Source organism: Haloferax prahovense (genome assembly GCF_000723845.1).
Lineage (GTDB): Archaea > Halobacteriota > Halobacteria > Halobacteriales > Haloferacaceae > Haloferax > Haloferax prahovense.
The window spans coordinates 473055-493229 of the sequence record NZ_LK053000.1 but is presented as its reverse complement, the minus strand read 5'-3'; the positions used below and the strand labels follow the sequence as shown (position 1 = coordinate 493229).

The 20175-nt window shown below is 66.0% G+C and carries 16 protein-coding genes; 5 read left to right on the top strand and 11 right to left on the bottom strand.

Features of this window, described 5'->3' with window-relative positions:
- Window positions 1–20: 20 nt before the first annotated feature.
- The 10 genes from BN984_RS02255 to BN984_RS02210 all read right to left on the bottom strand — a co-directional run bounded on the left by BN984_RS02255 (window position 21) and on the right by BN984_RS02210 (window position 15113).
- Window positions 21–1685 (bottom strand): hypothetical protein, encoded by a 1665-nt coding sequence (locus BN984_RS02255; protein ID WP_233514229.1) that lies wholly within the window; start codon window positions 1683–1685, stop codon window positions 21–23.
- Complete coding sequence (locus BN984_RS02250) at window positions 1678–4650, bottom strand: ABC transporter permease (RefSeq protein ID WP_049967561.1); 2973 nt, start codon at window positions 4648–4650, stop codon at window positions 1678–1680. The genes BN984_RS02255 and BN984_RS02250 overlap by 8 nt, the downstream gene beginning before the upstream one ends.
- 189 nt (window positions 4651–4839) lie before the next feature.
- Window positions 4840–5820, bottom strand: coding sequence for a CARDB domain-containing protein (locus BN984_RS02245; protein WP_049967560.1), 981 nt, complete (start codon window positions 5818–5820; stop codon window positions 4840–4842).
- Window positions 5821–6162: 342 nt separating this feature from the next.
- Window positions 6163–6456, bottom strand: a complete 294-nt coding sequence (locus tag BN984_RS02240) for a hypothetical protein (RefSeq protein ID WP_008095952.1) — start codon at window positions 6454–6456, stop codon at window positions 6163–6165.
- Between the two features lie 255 nt (window positions 6457–6711).
- Entirely contained in the window at window positions 6712–7515 is an 804-nt protein-coding gene (locus tag BN984_RS02235; RefSeq protein WP_008095955.1) for a DUF502 domain-containing protein, read from the bottom strand.
- A 258-nt stretch (window positions 7516–7773) separates the two neighbouring features.
- A complete protein-coding gene (locus BN984_RS02230; protein WP_008095956.1) occupies window positions 7774–7974 on the bottom strand; it encodes a hypothetical protein in 201 nt (66 codons plus the stop codon).
- 277 nt (window positions 7975–8251) lie between these two features.
- Window positions 8252–8857 (bottom strand): hypothetical protein, encoded by a 606-nt coding sequence (locus BN984_RS02225; RefSeq protein WP_008095959.1) that lies wholly within the window; start codon window positions 8855–8857, stop codon window positions 8252–8254.
- A 64-nt stretch (window positions 8858–8921) separates the two neighbouring features.
- Window positions 8922–9818 carry a hypothetical protein gene (locus tag BN984_RS02220; RefSeq protein ID WP_049967559.1) on the bottom strand — a complete coding sequence of 299 codons (897 nt, stop codon included), beginning with the start codon at window positions 9816–9818 and terminating at the stop codon, window positions 8922–8924.
- Entirely contained in the window at window positions 9811–13089 is a 3279-nt protein-coding gene (locus BN984_RS02215) for a 5'-nucleotidase C-terminal domain-containing protein (protein ID WP_222114930.1), read from the bottom strand. The genes BN984_RS02220 and BN984_RS02215 overlap by 8 nt, the downstream gene beginning before the upstream one ends.
- A 659-nt stretch (window positions 13090–13748) precedes the next feature.
- Window positions 13749–15113, bottom strand: a complete 1365-nt coding sequence (locus tag BN984_RS02210; protein WP_049967558.1) for a hypothetical protein — start codon at window positions 15111–15113, stop codon at window positions 13749–13751.
- Window positions 15114–15303: 190 nt separating this feature from the next.
- Between BN984_RS02210 and BN984_RS02205 the strand changes: the two genes are divergently transcribed.
- Both BN984_RS02205 and BN984_RS02200 read left to right on the top strand, forming a co-directional pair.
- Window positions 15304–16470 carry a PAS domain-containing protein gene (locus BN984_RS02205; protein WP_049967557.1) on the top strand — a complete coding sequence of 389 codons (1167 nt, stop codon included), beginning with the start codon at window positions 15304–15306 and terminating at the stop codon, window positions 16468–16470.
- Between the two features lie 98 nt (window positions 16471–16568).
- Window positions 16569–16751 (top strand): hypothetical protein, encoded by a 183-nt coding sequence (locus BN984_RS02200; protein ID WP_008095966.1) that lies wholly within the window; start codon window positions 16569–16571, stop codon window positions 16749–16751.
- Between the two features lie 35 nt (window positions 16752–16786).
- Here BN984_RS02200 and BN984_RS02195 read toward each other — a convergent pair whose 3' ends face one another.
- Window positions 16787–17179: a DoxX family membrane protein gene (locus BN984_RS02195; protein ID WP_008095967.1), complete on the bottom strand. Its 393-nt coding sequence runs from the start codon at window positions 17177–17179 to the stop codon at window positions 16787–16789.
- Between the two features lie 310 nt (window positions 17180–17489).
- On the opposite strand from BN984_RS02195, the gene BN984_RS02190 reads away from it, so the two are divergent.
- The 3 genes from BN984_RS02190 to BN984_RS20035 all read left to right on the top strand — a co-directional run bounded on the left by BN984_RS02190 (window position 17490) and on the right by BN984_RS20035 (window position 19961).
- Window positions 17490–18086: a hypothetical protein gene (locus tag BN984_RS02190; RefSeq protein WP_181950679.1), complete on the top strand. Its 597-nt coding sequence runs from the start codon at window positions 17490–17492 to the stop codon at window positions 18084–18086.
- Window positions 18087–18177: 91 nt separating this feature from the next.
- Window positions 18178–19509 (top strand): IS200/IS605 family transposase, encoded by a 1332-nt coding sequence (locus BN984_RS02185; RefSeq protein WP_049967556.1) that lies wholly within the window; start codon window positions 18178–18180, stop codon window positions 19507–19509.
- Entirely contained in the window at window positions 19422–19961 is a 540-nt protein-coding gene (locus BN984_RS20035; protein WP_255409907.1) for a CPBP family intramembrane glutamic endopeptidase, read from the top strand. Before BN984_RS02185 ends, BN984_RS20035 begins: the two co-directional genes overlap by 88 nt.
- Window positions 19962–20175 lie beyond the last annotated feature (214 nt).

Genomic DNA, 20175 nt, shown 5'->3' with positions numbered 1-20175 from the left:
TATAGTGTATGGGTGCTCGGTCAGACCGTTCGGTTCGTCGCGACCGCACACGTCGCGTTCCCGACCGGTCGAGACACCACCACGGGGTCGTTCCCGGTGTTGGCGTAGACGACGTTCCGCGTCGCGGTCCACTCGGCGTACGCAGTCGCCGAGACGGTCTCCGGTGCGTTCGGGAAGAGGTGCGCACCGGTCGTCGTCCACGAGCGCTGTGAGATGACGAGACAGTCCGGGCTCGGCCCGCCGGAGAGCCAGTTCGCGACGGCGCTGTAGCCGACCTGCGCCTTGAAGTAATGCGCTCCGACCCGCGTCAGCGAGTGGTCGCTCACCCACGGCGCGTCGGTGTGTGTGGAGGCAAATCGGACGCCCTCGAACTCGGACTCGTACGTCGTGGTCGGGACGGTCGCGGTGTCCATCGTGAGGTACGCGAGCGGCGCGGTCGCGAGCGTCGAGACGAGTACGAGCGCGACGAGCGCGAGCCGAAGCGTGCGCCCGGCGGTCGCCCGCGAGACACCTTGTAGGAGGCGCACGAGAACGACTCCGACGAGCATCGCCGCCGGGACGTGCAGGAACGTCTGCGCGCGCATGACCGTGTCGTAGTACTCGGGCGTGAGCGACGCGGTGAGTCCGAACCCGATGATGGTGACCGGCGCGAGGAACATCGCCGTCGGTATCGCGCCGCCGCGGTACGACTCGAACAGTTCGAGTCCGAAGGCGGCGGTCACCGCGAACACGCCGAGAATCGCGACGAGCCCCAAGATGAGCGGCGGCGTCTGGGTCGTCCCCGGGAATATCGGTGAGACGGCGTTGAGTCCGACGATTCCGAAGAACGACCCGACGACGGCGAGGTACGAGACCTGTTTGACCCGCCGACCGGTCTGTTGGACCCACACGATGCCGATGGCGAGAAGGATGAGCCACGCGAGAAAGAGCCCGGGATAGGCCATGACCCGGTTCACGTACGGAACGCTGAGCGTCGTCGACGACTCGGCGAAGCGGTAGTACGAGAACATGTACGCCCAGAAAGCGACCGCGAGCGCGCCCGGGCCGAGCACCGAACGGAGCGACAGTCGAACGGAGACGTGGCGCACGACGAGCGCGGTCACGACGAGCGCGGCGATAAACGTCGAAAACGTGTGGGTCATCGGGAACACGACGAGCAAGAGCCCGACGACGAGCCACCACCGCCGAAGCCGACTCCGTAACGCGAGGTGCAGGCAGAACGCGAGCGTAATCACGAGGAGGATGCCGAGAATTTCCTCGTCGGGAACCGTGGTCCGACGGAGGAACAACCCTTGGACGGCGAGGAGCGTCGCCGTCACCGCACCGACCGCGGTGGCGGTCCCGTCGCTCGACCCGCTGTCGCGGAGCACGCGGCGAGCGACGACGCCACCGACAAAACAGATAACTCCGCCGACGACGGTCGCGAGCGGCTGAATCGCACGGACGGGAACGGCGTCGGTGACCAGCGACACGACGCTCAGGTACGTGCTGAACACGAGGTTGTCAGCGCGCTGGGTGAGCGGAATCGACCCCGTCTCCGTGGTCGTCTTCGCTAACCACGCGTAGTCGAATCCGTCGAGCGTCGATGGAAGGCCGCTCCAATAAAGCGGGAGAGCACGGAGGGCGAACGCGAGGGCGACACCCGCGATGAGAATCACGAATCCGCGGCGGCGTCCGTTACTCATTGGTGATACTACCCTCTCCCTCGGGCGTCGGTATATGTCTATCCACTAAGAGTGCCGCGGGGTCCTGAAGCAACAGATAGCCCGTCGCGAGACAGGCGCTCGTGACCGCGAGCCCGAGGCCCGCGAACACCATCCCGGCGATGACGCCGGGCGAGAACGCCGGCGTGAGCGCCACGCCGAACACGCGGAGTTCGCCGACCGACAGCAGCGCCGTCACGGCCGCGGTGGCGATGACGAACGCGACAGCCGAAGCGACGAGGCCGACTTTGAGCGTGTCGAAGAGGACGAGCCGGAGGATGTCGGTCCGACGCGCCCCGGTCGCGCGGTACACGCCGATGGTCTTCCGAACGCCGTAGGTGCTCCGCGTGAACGCCGCGGTCGTGCTCCCGACGGTCATGAGGCTCACCAGCGCGACGACCGCGGCGAGGAGCACTTCGAGGTTCCCGAAGACGAGCTGAATCGCCTGCGCGATGCCGCCACCGCTCGTGTAGCGACCGCTCCCCGCGAGCGCGGTCGCCAACCGCTCGTCGCCGCGGACGCGATACGTGAGCGTGGCCGGTTCGCTCGCACCGACCTGCGACGAGACGGTGTACGCTCCGGCCGGGCGCTGTGGGAGAGTCGCCGAGACGCGACGGCTCCCGCCCGGCGCGAGCGAGACGGCTCGTTCGACGTCCCTCCCCGGACCCCGAATAGTCACGGTCGTGTTCAGTCGCTGTGTCCACGGGTTGGTGAGCCGCGCCGTCACCGTCGGTGACGTGAACAGCGTCGGCGTCTGTGGCGAGAGAGAGAGCGTCTGGACCGGCCGACGAGTCGCGTCCTCGGAGACGGTCACCGTCGTGTTACGCTGTTGGGAACCGGCACGCGCGGACACGACGTACGTCCCCGTCTCGTTGAATCGGACGCGAGTCGTCCCGCTCGCGTCCGTCGTTCGGCGCTGGCCATCGACCGAAATCGTCGCGTTTGCGACCGGCTCGCCGCCCCGCGAGACGCTGATTCGCGGCGCGCCCCCGACAGGTATCGACGCGGGAACGCTCACGCCGAGCGACTCGACGACGCGGCCTCGCTCGTCGACCGTCACCGACTTCGTTACGTCGGCCACGGAGAGGGAGACGGTCCCCGCGGGAGGTGTCTCGAACGCGACGAACGTCGTCTTCGACCGGCGACTGGGCACGGACAAGGAGGCCTCCGCCGTCGCGTCTCCGAGCGTGACCGAGATGGACCGCGAGGCGTCGCTCAGCCCGAGGTTCGTTGCTTCGATAGCGACGCCGAACTGCCCGTCTCGACGGGTGACTGTCGCGTCCGTCACCACGATTGTCGACGTGTTCGCGTCTCCGCTGGCGAGGCCGCTGGTTCTGATGAACTGAACCCCGTCTCGCCCAGTCGTCGTGAGGTGACGAGCGGTATCGAGCGAGACGAGGAGTTGGTCGTCTTGGACGCCGGTACCCGCGAACTGCCCGACGATTTCGATTCGCGTGATGCCGGGCGTCGTGCTGCCCCCGAGAACGAGCGTGTCGCCGACCGCGAGGTCGGTCGCCTCGGCGAGACTCGCCCCGATGAGCGCCTCGTCGTCGCCGGTCGGTTCCCGTCCCGTCGTCAGCGCCGTGTGCGCCAACGACTCGTACGCGGAGTAGTTCACCCCCCGCGCGACGAACGGCGTACTGCGGTACACCTCGAAGAGGAGAATCTCCGGACTGACCGCGACGCCCTGACTGCGGAGCGCGGACGCGTACGACTCCGGGACGTTACTGGCGATGGGGTGCGGTGCGTCCGGTTCGGTAATCGTCTGCTGGCCGACGCCCGACAGCGGGCCGACCGCGCCGATGACGGCCGACAGCAACAGCACCACGCCCATGAACACGCTCAGCGTCGCGACGGTGGGCACGGTCGCCTCCCACCCGAGCAGTCGCGTCTCGAACAGTCGCGTGAACGGCGACCGCGAGTCGTCGGCGGTCGGCTGACCCGGCGACGACAGCCGGTCCAGCGGTTTCGTCGCTTCTGGGTACGACGCTGTCAGGCCGGCGACGACGCCGGCGACGAGCAGCACGGCCGTCGCCAGTCCGAGCAGTTGGACGACCGCCGGCGTGAGCGCGAGCGCGAGCGAGGTTGGAAGCCCGGCGTAAACCGCCGCGTTCAGAACCGCCCGGACGAGGATGACGCCGATGCTGTATCCGAGCGCCAGTCCGACGGCCGCGAGCGTGATGGCGCGGAGGGTGTACACGCCGACGATTTGCCGCGGCGTCGCGCCCGTCGAACGGAGCACGGCGATATCCGGCCGTCGCTCCTTGACCGTGAGTCGGATGACGCTGTACGTCGTCACCCCGACGAGGATGCCGCTCGCGAGCGTTGCGAGTTGGAGTAGGCGGACCAGTTGGTCGGTCCCGCGGACGAAAAACTGGAGCGCCGACAACAGCGGCGTCGCCGGTGCGCCGTCGGTCTGCTCGATGGTGACCACCTCGGTCGCCTCGAACGCTGAAAGCGTCTCGGCGCGGGTGAGATACCAGCCGTCTCGGAGGACCTGATGGCCAGTGCGGTCCGTAACCGTGACCGACGTCGCCGTCTCGTCCGTTGCGAGCGAGACGGTCTCGCCGGCGGGCGGTCCGCCGACGACGGCGAGCGTTCCGGGGTCCGGACGGGGGAAGTCGATTGTTTGCCCCCGGACGGTGAGTTCTGAGACGCCCGGCGGGACGCCGACAACCGTCGCGGGCCTCCCGTCGACGGTCGCCCCAACGAAGACGAGTCGGACTTCGGGGTCGGACCCGCTCGCGTCCGCGACACTCGACGGGGAGTCAACGCGCTCGACGTGATAGCTCGTCCCGAACTCGTCGGAGATGGTCGTCGTCTGCTGGCCGAGCGAGACGCCGAGAATGGCGGCACCGACGAGAAAAGAGACGGTGAGGGCGATAACGAGCACGGCGAGTGTGTCGCGCGTCTCCCAACTGAACGAAAGCGCTCGACGGTAGCCCATTAGTGTTCTCTATCGCGAGACTCGCGAGCGCTCACATTAAGTGTGTGTGGTTCCGCTGACACCCCGGTCAAACGGCGTGCTCACGGAGACTCCGAAGCTCGGGAGCGCGCTGTCGAACTCGAAAATCGGTTCGCGTCGACGCTTCGACTCCCGACCGCTCACTCGGGAAGCGAGCGAGTCGAACGCGAGTTACTGAGCCCGCAGACGCGCCGCACCGACGAGCGCGACCAGCGAGACGAGCGCCGACAACACGCCGAACCCTGGCGCTTGGCTCTCCGTCTCCGTCGGCGTCTCGGTCGTCACCGGGTCGGGGGTCGTGGTCGGCTCGGCGACCGTGACCGCCACAGACTCGCCGCCGACAGTGAGGTTGTACGTTCCCGCCTGCTCGAACACCGGGAGGAACACGACGGCCGACTCGGTGCCGGGTTCGAGGTCGGCGACGGTCTTCGTCGTTCGAACCGTGCCGTCGACCGTGAGGTTGACCGTCGCGTTCGTCGTCACGTCGCCGTCGTTCAGGACGGTCGCCGTGGCTTCGACGCTCTCGCCGGTTTCGACGTCGGTCGTCGCGACGGAGAAGTTCGTGACGGTCGTCGACGCCGTGTCGCCGTCGCCGCCGTCACCGGAGCCACCGCCGCTGTCGCTGTCGTCCCCGTCGTCGCCGTCACCGCCGCCGCCAGACGAGGAGGTCGTTATCTCGAGTTGTGCGGACTGTTCCTCACCGACCGTGTAGTCGTTGCCGTCCTCGTCGCCCAGCGCGTTGACCTCGGGCGTGACCGTGGTTTCGGCCGTGCTCGTCGCGTTCCCTTCGACAGTGACGGTGGCGACGACCACCTGGCCGGTCTGGTTCGTATCGAGCCCGTAGCCGGTGAGCGTCGCGGAACTGTTGTCACTCGCGTACGTCGTGGTGTTCGCCACCGTCTCGTGGCTGAACGCGACCTGCGTGATAGCCGCGGTGTCGTTGGCGACCGAGAACGTGATGTTGGCCGCGCCGACGCCGCCGGAGGCGTTCGTCACGACCACGTCAAACGTCGTCGTCTCGCCGTTCTCGACCGTCTGGCTCGTCGGATCGAGTGCGACGTCAGTCGACCCCGCCGCCGCAGTCACCCCCGGGGCGACGGCGACCGCGAGAATCAGCAACAAAAGGCAACTGTGTCGCGTTTTCAGTGTCATATCGTCCCCCCCAAGCGGGTGGACGCTGTCCAGACGACTCGCGTTGAACCGGGCGTGTTCGAAGAGCTCATGGTTGTTGTCGGTTTGTCCGTCGAACCATCACGGTTCACCCACGGCGTGGATTGATCGAACCCGCATCCCTGGGAGCGGTCGGCAGCAGCCCCTCACGCGTCGTACTGCCGTGAATCGCCGTGTGAACACGTGATTACTCCGACGTTCACGATATGACAAGAAGAATCAACCATGCTAATTGTTACGGTCGGTCGAAGGGTTGCCACCACCGTCTGTCGGTTCGAACTCGCGCTACTCAGCGGTCGCTGAACGGAGCGAGCGATTGCCGCGTCACGCGTGGACTGCGAGTCGCGCACCGACCTTGTCGACGACGTCGAACAGCGCTTCCGGGAGCGGTTCGTCGTCCGGGAGGCCGACCGTCTTCACGAGGTCAGAATCGACCGGCGCGAGTCTGGGCGAACGAGCGGTCTCCCAGCCGGTGACGACGACCGGTTGGGAATCGTCGACGCGTCGGGTAACGCGCGTGGCGACTCCGCCGCGGTAAGACGGTGGTGCGTGGAGACAGACGACGACTGTCGGGTCTTTCGACGCCGCGAGCCGGCGAAGCGCTTCGGTCTCCGTCACGTATCGGATTTCGACGTCGCTCCGCGGATGCCAGGCACGCTCTGGCGGTGGTCCGTAGACGAGAACCCGTGGTGGCGGTGCCATGAGCTATCACACCACACTTCGCAGAGCAGACATATAAACATTAGATACGCTGACAGATTTGGGGTGGGAGGCGAGCGGTCTGTCATCGGAACGGAAGGTGGCGTCGGGGACAACACACGCGGTCACCGCGGTGGACAGCCACCCGCCAACGGTCCCGGGAGAGACGCCCGGTCAGTCCCGGTTTTCCTTTCGCTCCCTCGTAATCATCGACTCGCGGATGTCCTGTAACCGCTCCGTGCCGCGGAGTTCGGACATGTTCACCCCGAGCGCGCCCGAATCCTCGTCGGTCGCGACGCCGCTCGTGAGGATGCTCCGGACGCCCTCCTCGACGGTCATGTCGATGTCGTACACGTCGTCGGCGGGGATGTAGGTGAGCAGGCCACCGGTGACGGGGTTCGGCGCGAGCGGGAGAAACATCGAGACCATCTCTTTATGGCCGGTCGACTGTTCGATGGTCGCCGGGGAACCGCCCGTCTGGAAGCCGAGCACGTACACGTCGTCGTCGAAACACTGGACGAGTTTCACGTCCTGGAACTCGTCGGCCCCCTCGTCGAGGACCACGTCGCCCATGCGGCGGAAGCTCTTGTACACCGTGCCGATACCCGGAATCGAGGAGATGACGAGGTCGAATACGCCGATGATTTTCTCGCCGTACTGGTTGCGGCCGACGGTCCCCACGACCGCGACGATGGCGAAGAGGACGAGCAGGGCGACCAGTTCGGTGAAGAAGTCGACGACGAACGAGTAGATACCGAGGTCGATGAGGAGCGTGATGAATTCGACGCTCTCGAAGCGGCTGATGATGCCCGCCCAACGAAGCAGGTCGATGAACGGTTCGAGGGCGTTTCTGACGAAGTCGATACCGACGCGCAGGACGTACAGCGTGATGACGATGGGGATCATGATCGCCACGCCCGTCAACAGCGTGTTGTACGCCCGTTCGTACAGGGATTGGCCGGTCTCTTTGGCGCTCACGGCGAGCGTTCCCGGCGAGCGCGGAGGGTCTGCGGAGGACACGGCGGGAGATTCATGTGGGCCGTCAAAATAGTGTCGGCAGTCGAACCGTCTGGATTTTCGAGACGCGCTGCGGCGGGGTCGCTCGCGAGTCGGGAGGCGACGGGCGAGTCGCGTAGAACGACGAAAACGGGAACCGAAGCGGGCCGGATGGATTCGCGGGAACCGTGAGCGACGACGGAAGCCGAGACGGTGGCCCGTGCCGTCCCGAAGGCGGGGTCAGGAGACGACTTCGAACCGACCGACCGAGAGGTCGACCGCGAGCTGCTCGCGCGGGTAGACGAACTCCTCGTCGTCGTACATCGTCCGGACGGTCTCGTCTTCGATTTCCACCACCGTCTGTTCCGTACACAGCGTCGAATGCCGGATGGTCGACCCCTCCGTGATCACGTGCGGGGCGACCTCGAGTGCTTGTGCCATCGTTTCACTAACGCACGGTTAACGATATAGTTCTTTCGACGTTTCGGAGATACGCTATTGAAATGTAGCTATATAGTGGTATTGTCGGGTTGATTGTTCACTTTTTCTTCCACTCTCCTTCGAACTGGCCGAAGCGGTACCGACGAGACAGGAGCCGGGGCAGTCCGAGGCGGGGCCCGACGGAGCGTTTGACTCGCTCCCGAGTCGTTGGCGTCGCCACTCGTCGAGCCTCGCGTCGGTCAGCACGTCCCGGTCGTCGAGCCTCCCGCTCGGCGCGTCAGTCGCGCTCGAACGGGTCGCGCTCGGGGAGTTCGTCGTCGAGGACGGTCGCCGCGGCGTCGACGAACGCGTCGTGGGCCGACAGCGCCTCGCGGAGCGCCTCGTAGTAGGCAACGGTGTCGCCCGCGAGGAAGTGGGAGTCGACCCGCCAGAGCGTCCGCCCGGTGCCGAACTCGCCGGCGGGGAGGTCGTCGTGTTCGTCGCGCACCTCGTCGAGCGCCGTGACGAGTCGCTCGCGAAGCGACGCGTACGGGGAGTCCCCCGAGAAGTCGGCGTCGCCGTGGATGCCGTCTTCGAGGTGGAGTTCGAGGCGGAACTGTCCGCGCTGGAGGGCGCGCGGCGTCGGGTAGTGTTCGAAGTGGAGGTCGTACCCGTGGTCGCGGCCGCGCTCCCACGCCGTAGGCGTGACGCGGCCCCACGGCTTCCCCGAGTCGAGGGCGTGCCACGTGTGGGGACCCTCCGGAGGCGAGGCGCGGAGGTAGTCGGCCCACTCGTACTGGAGGACCTCACGAGCGAGCTTCGCTACGGCGTCGCGGGTCGCGTCGACCTGTAGCTCGTAGTCGAGATAGAAGCTCGTTTCGTCCGCGGTGTCCGGGCCGTTCATACCTCCCTGCTAGACGCCCACACGGATAAAGATTCGACACAGGCCCCCGAGGGCCCGCGTTCGCTCAGTCCTCGTGTCGCGCCCAGCGCGCGCCCCCGAGCAGGAGCGTCGCGATGGCGGCGACCGCGGGAGCGACGCCGAAACCGGGAACGCCGGTCGCCGTGGTCCGGCGCTCGGTCGTGGCCTCGGTCGCGGTTGCAGACTGCGTGTCTGTCGCGCTGGCGGTCGTCTCAGCGTCGTCAGTCGCGGTCGACGCGGTTGGCGTGGGTGACTGGGACGCCGACTCGGTTGTCGCGGGCTGGTCGGTCGCATTGTCCGACTCGTCGTCCGCGTCGGAATCGCCGTCCGGCCCGGAGTCCGAACCGCCGTCGGTGTCGTCGCCATCGTCGTCCGAGTCACCGGTGTTGTCGCCGGTGTCCCCACCACCGTCGGAACCCCCGCCGCCGGCCGACTCCGAGACGGAGAGGTCGAGTCCTGACGTGTCGGTGACGGTGTAGGAGTTCCCGACCTCGTCGCCGAGGGCAGTCACGGACACGTCGAGCGCGCCGTCGACGGTGGCGTCGGCGGTCTCGACGGTGACGGTCGCGACGGCCACCGAACCAGTGTCGTCGGTATCGAGGCCGACGACGCGAACCGAGGCGACCGTGCGACTCTCGTCGTACGACACGTCTCGCAGTCGCGGGTCAGTGCCGTCGGGTGTGGCGACCTCGGCGATGCGACCGACGGACGCGTCGTCGAGTTCGACCGTCAGGTTGTACGCGCCGACGCCGGCGTCGACGCTGTCGACGACGATGTCGAACGTCCGCGTCGAGTCGGGTTCGACGGTCGCCGCGTCGGTGTCGAAGCCGACGGTCGTGTCGGTCGCGGCGAGCGCGGGCGGCGCGACGGCGCTCAAACAGACGAGCGCCGCGAACGCCGCGAGTGCGGTCCGTCCGGTCCAGTTCGAGTTCGGCTTACACATTCGTCGAGGCGAACAGCCGCTGTACGTCGCCCACGTCGACGCGACCGTCGTCGTTGAGGTCGAACGCGGGGATGCTCGACTGGACCGGCTCGGCGTCGCGGTTCACGAACAGCGCTTGGGCGTCGACGACGTTCACGCTGCCGTCGCCGTTCACGTCCTCGAAGGTGCCGTCGCCGTCGTGGTCGGCCATCGCGCGGCCGTTGCCGGTGAGGTCACCGGGTTCGACGCTGACGGGGCGGTTGTCGATGTTCGACACCGCGTAGGCCGTGCCGTCGGGGTCGTAGGTCGCCGTCGGGGTCAGTTCGAGCGCCGTCGAGCCGCCGAGCGCGACGCCCTCGACCGTCACGGTCGCCAGAACCTGCGAGTCGTTTGCGTCGCCGTCGCCGGCGTCGATACCGGCGGCCTCGATGTGGACCGTACTCCCGTCGTCGCTGACGTTAACCGCCGAGAAACCGGGGTCCTCGGAGAACTGCACGTCCGTGATGCGGGCCACGCTCGAATCGCCGACCGCGAGGGACAGTTCGTACGCGCCGACGCCGCTGGCGGCGTCGCTCGCGGTGATGTCGAACGTCCGGGTGTCGCCGAGGGGGACGGACTGGCCGTCCGAGTCGACCGCGAGCGCGACGCCGTCGGCCGGTTCAGGCGTCGGGTCGGTCGTCGTCGCCTCGCCGTCGAGGTCGGCGTTCAGCACCGCCGAATCGAAGTTCTCGTACTGGCTCGAATACGCGCTGTCGGTGTAGTCGACGTAGAGGTCGACGCCCGACCCCGCCGCGGTCACCGACGACCCGAAGGCGTCGAGGTCGCTCGTCGGCACGGTGACCGTGACGGTGCCGCTCGCGCCGTCGTAGGCGACGTTCGTCGTCTCGACGTAGCCGCCGCTTCGGTCGGCGAAGGCGGCGGTTCCGCTCACGCCGGTCACGCGCGAGGGCGCGGCGATGATAACCGTCGTCTGGCCGTCGTCGCTCGCCACGTCGACCGCGTCGGCGTCGACCGCCGCGTCGACTCGGCGCATCCGGTCGTCGGACTCGGTGTCGACTTCGGCGGCCGCGATGGTCGAGCGGTTCTGCAGGTAGCCGATGACCCCGTCGGCCATCGTCGTCTCGTTGGAGACCGACACGCGCGGTTTGTCGCCGAGCGGGTAGCCGCTGCCGCCGTCGGCGATGTAGGAGTTGGTCGCGAGCGTGTAGGTCGCCGAGTCGTTGACGGGTTCGCCGTCCACCGTCAGGTCGCGAATCGTCGCGTCGCCCTCGCCGGGCGACGAGCTATCGGTGTGGGGCACCCACTCGAAGGTGACGCCGCTCACCTGCTGTTGGGTCTGGGTGCCGTACTGGTTGTCCATCTCCAGCGGCGTGATTTGGCTCTTGACGACCTCGCGGAGTTCCGCGCCGGTCACCTCGACCACGACGATGTGGTTGCCGAACGAGAGCGTCGACGTGACCATCCCGCGGGTGATGTTGAACTCCTCGCCCGCAGCGTACTCGTTCGGGTAGAGCGTGTCGCGGATGCCGCCGGCGTTCGTCACGGCCACGTCTGCGCCGGTGTAGCCGCGGACGCCGTCGGTGACGAGGTGGCCCGTCGCGGAGTCGTCGGTGTAGCTGGAACCGACGCCCGTGTGCTCGGGCATGACCGCCGTCGCGAGCTTCGTATTGAGGTAGTCCTCGCGGAGCGGGTTGATGTACGTCTGCCACGAGTCGTTGCGCGGCACGTCGGTCGTCACGTCGACGAGTTCGCCGGAGGCGTCGGTCACGCTCCCGTTGTCGACGGTCAGCTCCATCGTCATGATGGCGTTGGCCTTGCCGGTGGTCTCGCCGATGAGGACGCCGTTTGTCGTCTGCGGCGGGTAGCGCTGTTGGTCGTCGCCGGAGACGAGCGCGTCGATGCCGTCGACGTTCCGCGCGAGGTCCTTCGAGTCCGGGATGCCGACCGGGGCCAGCGCGACGACCACGTCCACGTCCTCCTCGTTTCGGAGCGTGTCGACGGTTCGCTGGGCGGCGGTCGTCGGGTCGACGACGGTGTAGCCGTTGCGCTCGATGACGCCGTCGGTCTTGGCGTTGATGGCCTCGTCGGTCAGGCCGAAGAAGCCGACTTTCACGCCGCCGCGCTCGACGACGGTGTAGTTCTGCGTCCCGGGGAGGTTCTCGCCGGTCCCCTCGTCGACGACGTTGGCGAGGAGCCACGGGTAGGTCGACTCGTTGGCGATGGCCTCGAAGACGGCGAAGTCGTTCGCCCCCGCGTCCTCGTCGTAGTCGAGTTCGTGGTTCTGGACGACCTCGGCGTCGGGGTCGATGAGGTTCATCGCCGTCACCGGCGGCTCGTAGCCGCGCTCCAGACCGTCGTAGTTGCGGAGGGCGTGGGGGCTGAGTTCGTCGCCGCCGCCGGCCACGAAGACGGGACCGGAGGCGTTCGCGCGCTCGCGGTTGATGAGCGTAATCATCCGGCCGAGTTTGTCGTCGCCGGAGCCGGCGGCCGCCTTGCCGATGTCGTTGAAGCCGACGAGCGTGATGGTCGTCGCGTTCGCGCCCGCGGTGTCGTTGCCGGCGTCGCCGCCGTTACCGCCGTCGTCGCCCGCGGGAGCGGTCAGATTCGTCACCGACGCGGGCTGAATCTTGTACTCCTCGAAGCTGTAGAACACCGGCCCTTCGACGGCGTCGGCGGTACCGCCGACCTCGCCGGGCGTGGTGTCGTCGCCGGTCGTCGCGTCGTCGATGGCGACCGGCCCGGAGCCGTCGGTGACGGCCCACTCACCGTACTGGCCGGGGGTTTCCGTGACCTCGACGTCGCGCACGCTGACGAGAACGCCCTCGTAGGACTCTCGGGAGACGTTCGCCGTCGCGAGCGTGGTCGCCTCGGGAACCGCCCCGGTGCCGGTCGTCGACAGCGAGGCGCTGTCGTTGGCGAGGTCGAGTTGGGTCATCCCGTAGTACTCGGAGACGGGCGCGTCGACGCGCACCTCGTCGCCGGGGGTCGCATTCGACGACCCGCCCGCGTAGACGTAGACGGCGCTGTGGCGCACGTCGGCCGCGGAGGCGTTCTGCACGAAGAACCCGTCGGCGTTCGTCGCCGTCACCGTTCCGGCGACGCTGACGAACTGCCCCGCGTAGGCGGAGGCGTCGCCGTCGGTCGTGTTCGACTGGAGTTCGGTGATGGTCACGGCCGTCGGAGCGGACGCGTTCATCGCCGACTGGACGTTCGAGTCGAGTGCGCTCGCGTCCTCCCCAGCCGCGACGCCCGCCGCACCGGCGGGAAACGTCGCGGTCGTGAGTACTAACACCAGTAGCACCGTTACAGTACGACTGAGAACTGTCTGTGATGGTGTGTGCGGAGGCACATCAGTCCGCACCGAGGCGGGTGTGATAACCGCTGGTAAGTGTGTTATATAGGTGACAGAACTGCGATAGGGAGGTTCATACGATACGGAGCGATTCGTACTTCAGTCGGGTGGTTGTCGGGTCGGGTTCCGGGAGTTCACGAACAGAGGCGACCGGGAGACCGGTCGCCATGTCTTCAGTACGTACCAGTGGTAGGACGAATGGATATATTTAACACCATCGGCCAATTGCTTGCCAGTTGAGAACGGTTTCCACCTCCTCGGTTCGGTGGTCGACCCACCGAAGACCGTTCTCTCTTTCCCCCAAACGAAGCATACTATCGGTACTTCCAATTAGTACCTACTTTCCGAATCTATATCACCCTCTACCAAAACAACGTGTACGAGAACAGGAACGTCATCATCTGATGCTGGTGGCGTTGCCCTCGTTCTCGTTCCATCCTCCCCCACTCGGGGGACCCCACCACCCTTCGGCTACCTGTCCACCGAGACGCATCCGTCACCGAATCGGTTCATCAGCGCTCAGACGCGGCTGTCGGGCACCTGCAACACAACATCCGTCGGGCCTCCCACGAAAGCGTCGAGAATCGTGACGAGTTGGGTTATGCTCCCTCTCCGCCGAGCGCGGCATGCACTCGCGTTCGAACGTCGTCGGGGCTCGCCGCCGATTGGTCGCGCCGGGCCATCCGTCCGGTGACGAGGTCGAGAAGATCGAGCGCGGCCAGCAACTCGCGAACGTCGGCGCGGTCGAGGCCGAGACGGCGTTCGACTTCGTACAGCGTCTTCGCACCCGCGACGGCGGCACACACGTCTTCGGTCGAACAGTCGAGCGAAGACACCGACGCGGGAAGCGGCGGGAGGTCAGTCGCGGTGGACGCGTCCTCGGCCGTCGTACTCGTCTCGTCGGTCTCCGTCGCGACCTGCTCCGTGTTCGTGGCCGGGTCCGTCTCAGAGTCAGACTGCGACTCCGACTTCGGGTTCGGCGCTGACTTCGGGTCCGGCTTCGATTCCGACACCGACTTCGATTCGTCGTTCGCGTCGGTCTCGGCGTCGTCCGGCGTGTCACGTTCGACCGCCGCGTCGTCGGTATCTTCAGTACCCACCTTGGGAGACTGGTCAGTCCCACTCGTGCTGTCCTCGTCAGAGACGCTCGGCTCCGGTTGCCGTGGCTCGTCGCCCGACTCGGTCGACTCGCCGTACGACTCCGGCTCGTGAATCCCGCGTTGAATCATCTGGTTGCGGACGGTCTGGGGAGTCACGTCGACGCCGAGCGCGTCGGTCATCTCCTTGAACGTCTCGCAGGTCTCGTACGCCTCCCGAAGCCGAACGGGGTCGTGGTGTGCGGGTACCGAGTCGGCGTCTGTCGCGGCGGTCGCGCTCGTCTCTGTCTTCGTACCGGTGTCCGCGTCCGTCTCCGTGTCCGGGCTCGTCTCTGTAGCCGTATTCGCGTCCGTCTCTGTATCCGCCTCGATGGGGTCGTCCGTCGATACGGATGTGGGTTGGTCGTCCTCCGACGGCTCGTCTCTCGCCGTCGGGACCGCGAACTCCATCGTCGGTGGCGACACGACCGATGCGACGGGGGCGCTACCCGTCGAGCCGCGCGCCCCGGAACCGTCGGCTCGAGCGACCGGCGCGTCCGCCGGCTCGGGGTCGCCGTCGGTGCCGGCGTGTTCAGCCGATACCGACTCCTGTCCGGCGTCTTCGGTCGCCGGGGGAGCGAGCGCCACGTCGAGTTCGAGTCGAAGTCGGCCGTCGGTCATCGACGCCGCCGGCGACGACACGGAGAGTCGGTCCGGGTCGACCGCGCACGCTGACGCGAGGTCGTACTCGACGGTGACCGAAGCCGTTGTGCCGTTTTCGCTCGGCTCGTCCCCGCTGGTCAGTTCCAGCCCGTGAATCTCTCCCGTCGTCTCCGAAAACTGTTCGAGAACCGCCGTGAGTTCTCGCACGTTTCTAACCACTTCCATATGAGGATGTCAACTCCGTCACATGGCATATAATTTATTGCCGCCAACATCATCTAGTAATATATATTCTATACAGATTCCTGTTCTCTTGGTCCCTCGTGGTGAGCGACCGGGACGGTCCGCGGCGCGCGGTCGCCGAGTGCGACTATCGCCTAGCTGTTTTTTCACTCTGAGGCAACAGTACGTCCGTATGGACGTGTCCCTGCTCCACGACATCGCGCCGTTCAGCACGGAACAACGCGCGATGCGAATCCTGTTGGTCGACGATAACGAGTCGATGGTGGAGCTGTCCGCGACCTTTCTCGAACGCGAACTCGACGACGTCGAGACGGAGACGTACACCGACCCGGTGTCGGCGCTCGACGAACTCACTGACGGCGCGTACGACTGCGTCGTGAGCGACTACGACATGCCGGTGATGGATGGGCTCGAACTGCTCACGGCGGCGCGCGAGCGGGGCATCGAGATACCCTTCGTCCTCTTCACCGGCAAGGGAAGCGAGGAAATCGCGAGTCGCGCCATCTCCGCCGGCGTCGACGAGTACCTCCAGAAGGGCGGCCCCGAGGAGTATCCCGTGTTGGCGAACAAGGTGTCGAATCTCGTCGAGAAACACCGCGCCGAGACGCACATGCGACGCGGCTTTCTCGCCATCGAGTCCGCCGAGGAAGGCATCGGCATCATCGACGGCGACGGCGTCTACCAGTACATGAACGAGGCGTACGCCGCGCTCTACGACCGCAACCGGACCGAACTCATCGGGGAGCATTGGGACCTCCTCTACCCGGACGAGGAGGCCCGGCGCTTCCACGAGGAAATCCTCCCGCAACTCGAAGCCGAAGGGTCGTGGCGGGGCATTTCGACCGGCGTCACCAAAACCGGCGAGCTGGTCCCCGAGCGACTCGTGCTGACGCGGATGGACGACGGGGGACACGTCTGTATCGTCCAGGAACTCACCGAGGTCGATGCGTTGCGGGCGGAAGTCGAGCTGAAAGACCGAGTGCTCGACGCCGTCGGCGTCGCAATCGTCGTCATCGACCCGTCGAAGCCCGACAACCCTGTCGTCTACTGCAACGAGGCGTTCGAGGCGCTTACGGGCTACGACGCCGCGGCGGTCGAGGGTCGCAACTACCGGTCCCTCTACGGCCCCGAGACGGACCCGGAGACGGTTGCCGACATTCGCGCCGCCGTCGACGCCGGCGAGCCGATTTCGACCGATATTCGCAGCTACGGCGCCGGCGGCGAGCCCTTCTGGGCCCACCTCGATATCCGCCCGATTCGGGACGACGACGGCGCGCTCGAATGCTTCGTCGGCTTCTACCGTGCGGCCGACCGTGACGGCGACGCGGACTCGGCCTGACGTAGTGGTCGGTTGCGGTCGACAGCGATATACTGGAAACGGTGGGGTGTCTCGAAGGCGGGGAAGAACTACAACTGCGGCGGTCGTCACCAGGTGCCGTGTCCGCTCACTATCGACTCTATCAGGTCCTCGGTCTCTCCGCACTCCTCTTCGCAGTGTACTACTGGTGGCTCGACGACTCGCCGCTCATCGCGGCCGGCTGGACCGTCCTCGGGCTGTGGTATCTGTACGCGCTCAAGGGGGGAGTCGACCAAATTGACGATGATGCCGTCGATACGTGACTGCAGAAAAGCGAGAGCTGTGTATCGGTCTGCCGTTACTCGTTCGACGCGCGCTTGAAGAACGCGACCGCCGCGCCGAACAGCGTCAGGTTCTGGAGGAACGACGTGAGTTCCTCGTCGCGGGCGTCGTCGTCGACGGCCCAGAAGTCGTGCATCGTCGGCGTGACGCCGGCGAAGAACGCCGCGACGCTCGCGGCGGCGAGTCTGGGCAGCTTCCAGAGGCCGATGCCGATACTCCCGCCGAGGAGCAGGCCGCTCGCGGCGGGGACGAGTCGGTCCGCCTCCGGGACGCCTTTCGCCTCCGCGTAGGCGATGCGGCCGTCGAGGTCGGTCAGGTTGCGAATCGCGAGGACGGCGAGACCGCTCGCGAAGAGGGCGCGGGCGAGCCGCGATGGCGTGCTGCGTTCAGATTCGTCGGGAACTGTCATCACGTTTTGAAAATAGTGTTCTAATTATAAGCGCTGTGTTTACAAACTGGCCAGTACGTTTTAGTATTCGAGGCGGACCGTCCCCGAATTGACGTTCCCCCGAATCTGGTTCGTGTATTCAGACACGAGGTCCGACATCGCGAACGCACACGGCTGGCAGGTGGACGTGACCGACGGTACTGACGGCGGTGCGCGCTTCGAGTTCCGGACGGAGCGGTGAGCGAACTCGGCCACGATTCGCGCGGCGACACCATCCCCGAGTCAGTCAATAAAAACGCATTTCCCCCGAGCGAGTGAAATCGCCCGGACGATGGTGCGCACTCGTCTCACGTCACCGACGTTCGACCGCAGCGCGTCGATTCCGACCGTCACCTACGTCCTTCTCATCACCGTGCTGAGCGGGTTTCTTCTCGCCGCGCCCCACGGCTCGCCGACGCCGCTTTTGGGACTCGCCTGGAGCGGCGTTCTCGTCGCGCTCGCGGCCGGCGCGCTTCGGGTTGAGGGCGTCGCACTCCAGTCTTTGTTCCCGTCTCTCCGGGCGTTCGGCGCGGCGGTCGCCGTCGTCGCCGCGTTCTGGGCGCTGTACAATCTCGTAGCGGCTGGACTCGCAACCGCGGGCGTCGGCGGCTTCGAGCCCGTTCTGTCGCGGGTCGTCGCACACCCGGCTCCGTATCTCGCGGCGCTCCTGAGTTCGTTCGTGCTCACGGCGCTCCCGGAGGAACTCCTGTTTCGTGGCTACCTGAATCGAGGAGAGAGTCCCGCCGTTCACGGCGGGCGTGGATCCGACAACAGGAACACAACCGCCGACAATGCTCAGTCCGGGGTATCCAAATCTTTCGCCGCGTGGAGCAACATCCCTTCCCACGTCAGGCCGTGGTCGTCCTTGATTCGCTTCAACCGTTCATGAACGTCGTCGTCCACTACTACGTGGATGTTCTTCGCCATACATACAGACAAAAGCCAAACATACATCAGCCTTCGGATGTAAGGTGTTGGTGATGAAGCGGACCAACACCTTCGAGGTGGTTCCTCAGTCCGACGCGGACGAGGAGTTGCTTCGACGCCTGTTGGACGCTTCTGCCGCTCTCTGGAACGAAATCAACTACGAGCGCCGCGAACACTACGCCGACCCCGACGCGGACGTGTGGGAAATCAGCGAGTATCGCGGGCGCTACGGCGGCACGCTCGGGGCTTCGACCGTTCAGCAAATCGAACGGAAGAACCGCGAAGCATGGCGGTCGTTCTTCGCGCTCCAGAAGAAGGGCGAAGCAAACGGTAAGCCCGGATACTGGGGCAACGCCGAGGACGGCCGCGAACTCCGAACGTACATTCGGAACACGTCGTACTCTATCGAGTGGGGCGAATACTCCCGGCTCGAAATCCTTGTCGGCCAAGACCTGAAAGAGGAGTACGGTCTTGGATACCGCGAGAGGCTTCGGCTCGAAGTCCGGGGCGAACCCAACTGGAAAGAGTACGACAAGCAAGGCCGGTTGGGGTTGTTCTGGGACGAGACTGCACAGACGTTCAGGGCCTTTCAGCCAGTCACGGTAGACAATTCTCGGCTGGCACACCCACTGGCGGACGAAACCGCCGCTCTGGATATTGGTGCAAACAACCTCGTCGCCTGTTCGACTTCGACCGGCACGCAACTGCTGTACGAGGGACGCGACCTGTTCGAGCGGTTCCGCGAGACGACGCGAGAAATCGCCCGTCTGCAATCCAAACTCCGCGAGGGGCGGTACTCCTCAAACCGGATACGCTCGTTGTACCGACGTCGGACGCGCCGACGCGACCACGCCCAAGACGCACTCGCACGTGACCTCATAGAACGGTTGCACGACGAAGGCGTCTCGACGGTGTACGTCGGGGCACTCACAGACGTACTCGACACGCATTGGTCGGTCGAAGCGAACGCGAAGACGCACAACTTTTGGGCGTTCCGGCAGTTCATCGACCGCCTCGCGTGTACTGCCGAGGAGTTCGGTATGGCGGTCGAAGTCCGGTCGGAAGCATGGACTTCCCAAGAGTGCCCGAACTGCGGTTCGACCGACCGGACGACGCGCCACCGCGACACGCTGACGTGCCCGTGCGGTTTCGAGGGCCACGCAGACCTCACAGCGTCCGAAACGTTCCTGAGACGTCATCAGAACTCAGAACGTTCTGATTGGCGAACGAGACACGGTGTGTCTCGTCAACGGCAGACCGACGTAGCACGGCCGATGGCACGGCCCGTGCGCCTCAAGTGGAACGACCACGACTGGTCAGAGTCACCACGCTCTTGTTCCAACGAGGAGCGCACGAACCCGCAAGTTGCCTCCGTGGGTCGGTAAGCGATACCCCCAGCGCGAGGAAACCCCGGCGTTCGCGCCGGGGAGGATGTCATTTCCAACAGAAGGCGATTTCGCTGGCCGGCGGCGACAGTCGTCGCGCGGTCATCGGCGGCGTCGCGGCCGTCGCTGTGTTGTTCGCCGTCTTCCACCTGCCTCGGTGGTTCATCGCCTCGGGCCACGGCGTCAGCGCCGCGCTCGGCACGCGACTGTTCGGGCTGCTTCTGGCCGGACTCGTCTACGGCGGTGTCTACGCGTTCACGGGGAATCTCTGGGTGGTCGCGCTGTTCCACGCGACGATGAACCAACCGCCGTTCATCGTGACCGTCGATATCCCCGCCGAACTGCACCTCGTCGCCGGCGTGGTCGAATACGCGGGGATTCTTGCCGTCGTGGTGCTCGCAGTTCGGCTGACCGGCATCGGTGAGGGCATCCCCGTGTGGGCCCGCGAGTAGCACTAATATCTCGATACCAACCGGTACAGCCGATAGCTGCTGGATTCTCTCCCTCGGTCTGAGCATAGAGGTCCGTACTGCGTTCCCTTTTCTATCGACTGCTGTCCGCCGGAAACGCCGTGGTCGTCGTCTCACAGACCCTCCGACTGCGCTCCGATTTGGGCCGAAATACGTCGCGTTCCAAACTCGACAATTGTGTGAACTCATTGAACAT

Excerpts from the sequence above, each read along its gene's own strand:
- BN984_RS02185 (WP_049967556.1), top strand. The coding sequence starts at position 18,178 with ATGAAGCGGACCAACACCTTCGAGGTGGTTCCTCAGTCCGACGCGGAC.
- BN984_RS02195 (WP_008095967.1), bottom strand. The coding sequence starts at position 17,179 with ATGACAGTTCCCGACGAATCTGAACGCAGCACGCCATCGCGGCTCGCC.
- BN984_RS02220 (WP_049967559.1), bottom strand. The coding sequence starts at position 9,818 with ATGTGTAAGCCGAACTCGAACTGGACCGGACGGACCGCACTCGCGGCG.
- BN984_RS02190 (WP_181950679.1), top strand. The coding sequence starts at position 17,490 with ATGGTGCGCACTCGTCTCACGTCACCGACGTTCGACCGCAGCGCGTCG.
- BN984_RS02230 (WP_008095956.1), bottom strand. The coding sequence starts at position 7,974 with ATGGCACAAGCACTCGAGGTCGCCCCGCACGTGATCACGGAGGGGTCG.
- BN984_RS02245 (WP_049967560.1), bottom strand. The coding sequence starts at position 5,820 with ATGACACTGAAAACGCGACACAGTTGCCTTTTGTTGCTGATTCTCGCG.
- BN984_RS02255 (WP_233514229.1), bottom strand. The coding sequence starts at position 1,685 with ATGAGTAACGGACGCCGCCGCGGATTCGTGATTCTCATCGCGGGTGTC.
- BN984_RS02250 (WP_049967561.1), bottom strand. The coding sequence starts at position 4,650 with ATGGGCTACCGTCGAGCGCTTTCGTTCAGTTGGGAGACGCGCGACACA.
- BN984_RS02225 (WP_008095959.1), bottom strand. The coding sequence starts at position 8,857 with ATGAACGGCCCGGACACCGCGGACGAAACGAGCTTCTATCTCGACTAC.
- BN984_RS02205 (WP_049967557.1), top strand. The coding sequence starts at position 15,304 with ATGGACGTGTCCCTGCTCCACGACATCGCGCCGTTCAGCACGGAACAA.
- BN984_RS02210 (WP_049967558.1), bottom strand. The coding sequence starts at position 15,113 with ATGGAAGTGGTTAGAAACGTGCGAGAACTCACGGCGGTTCTCGAACAG.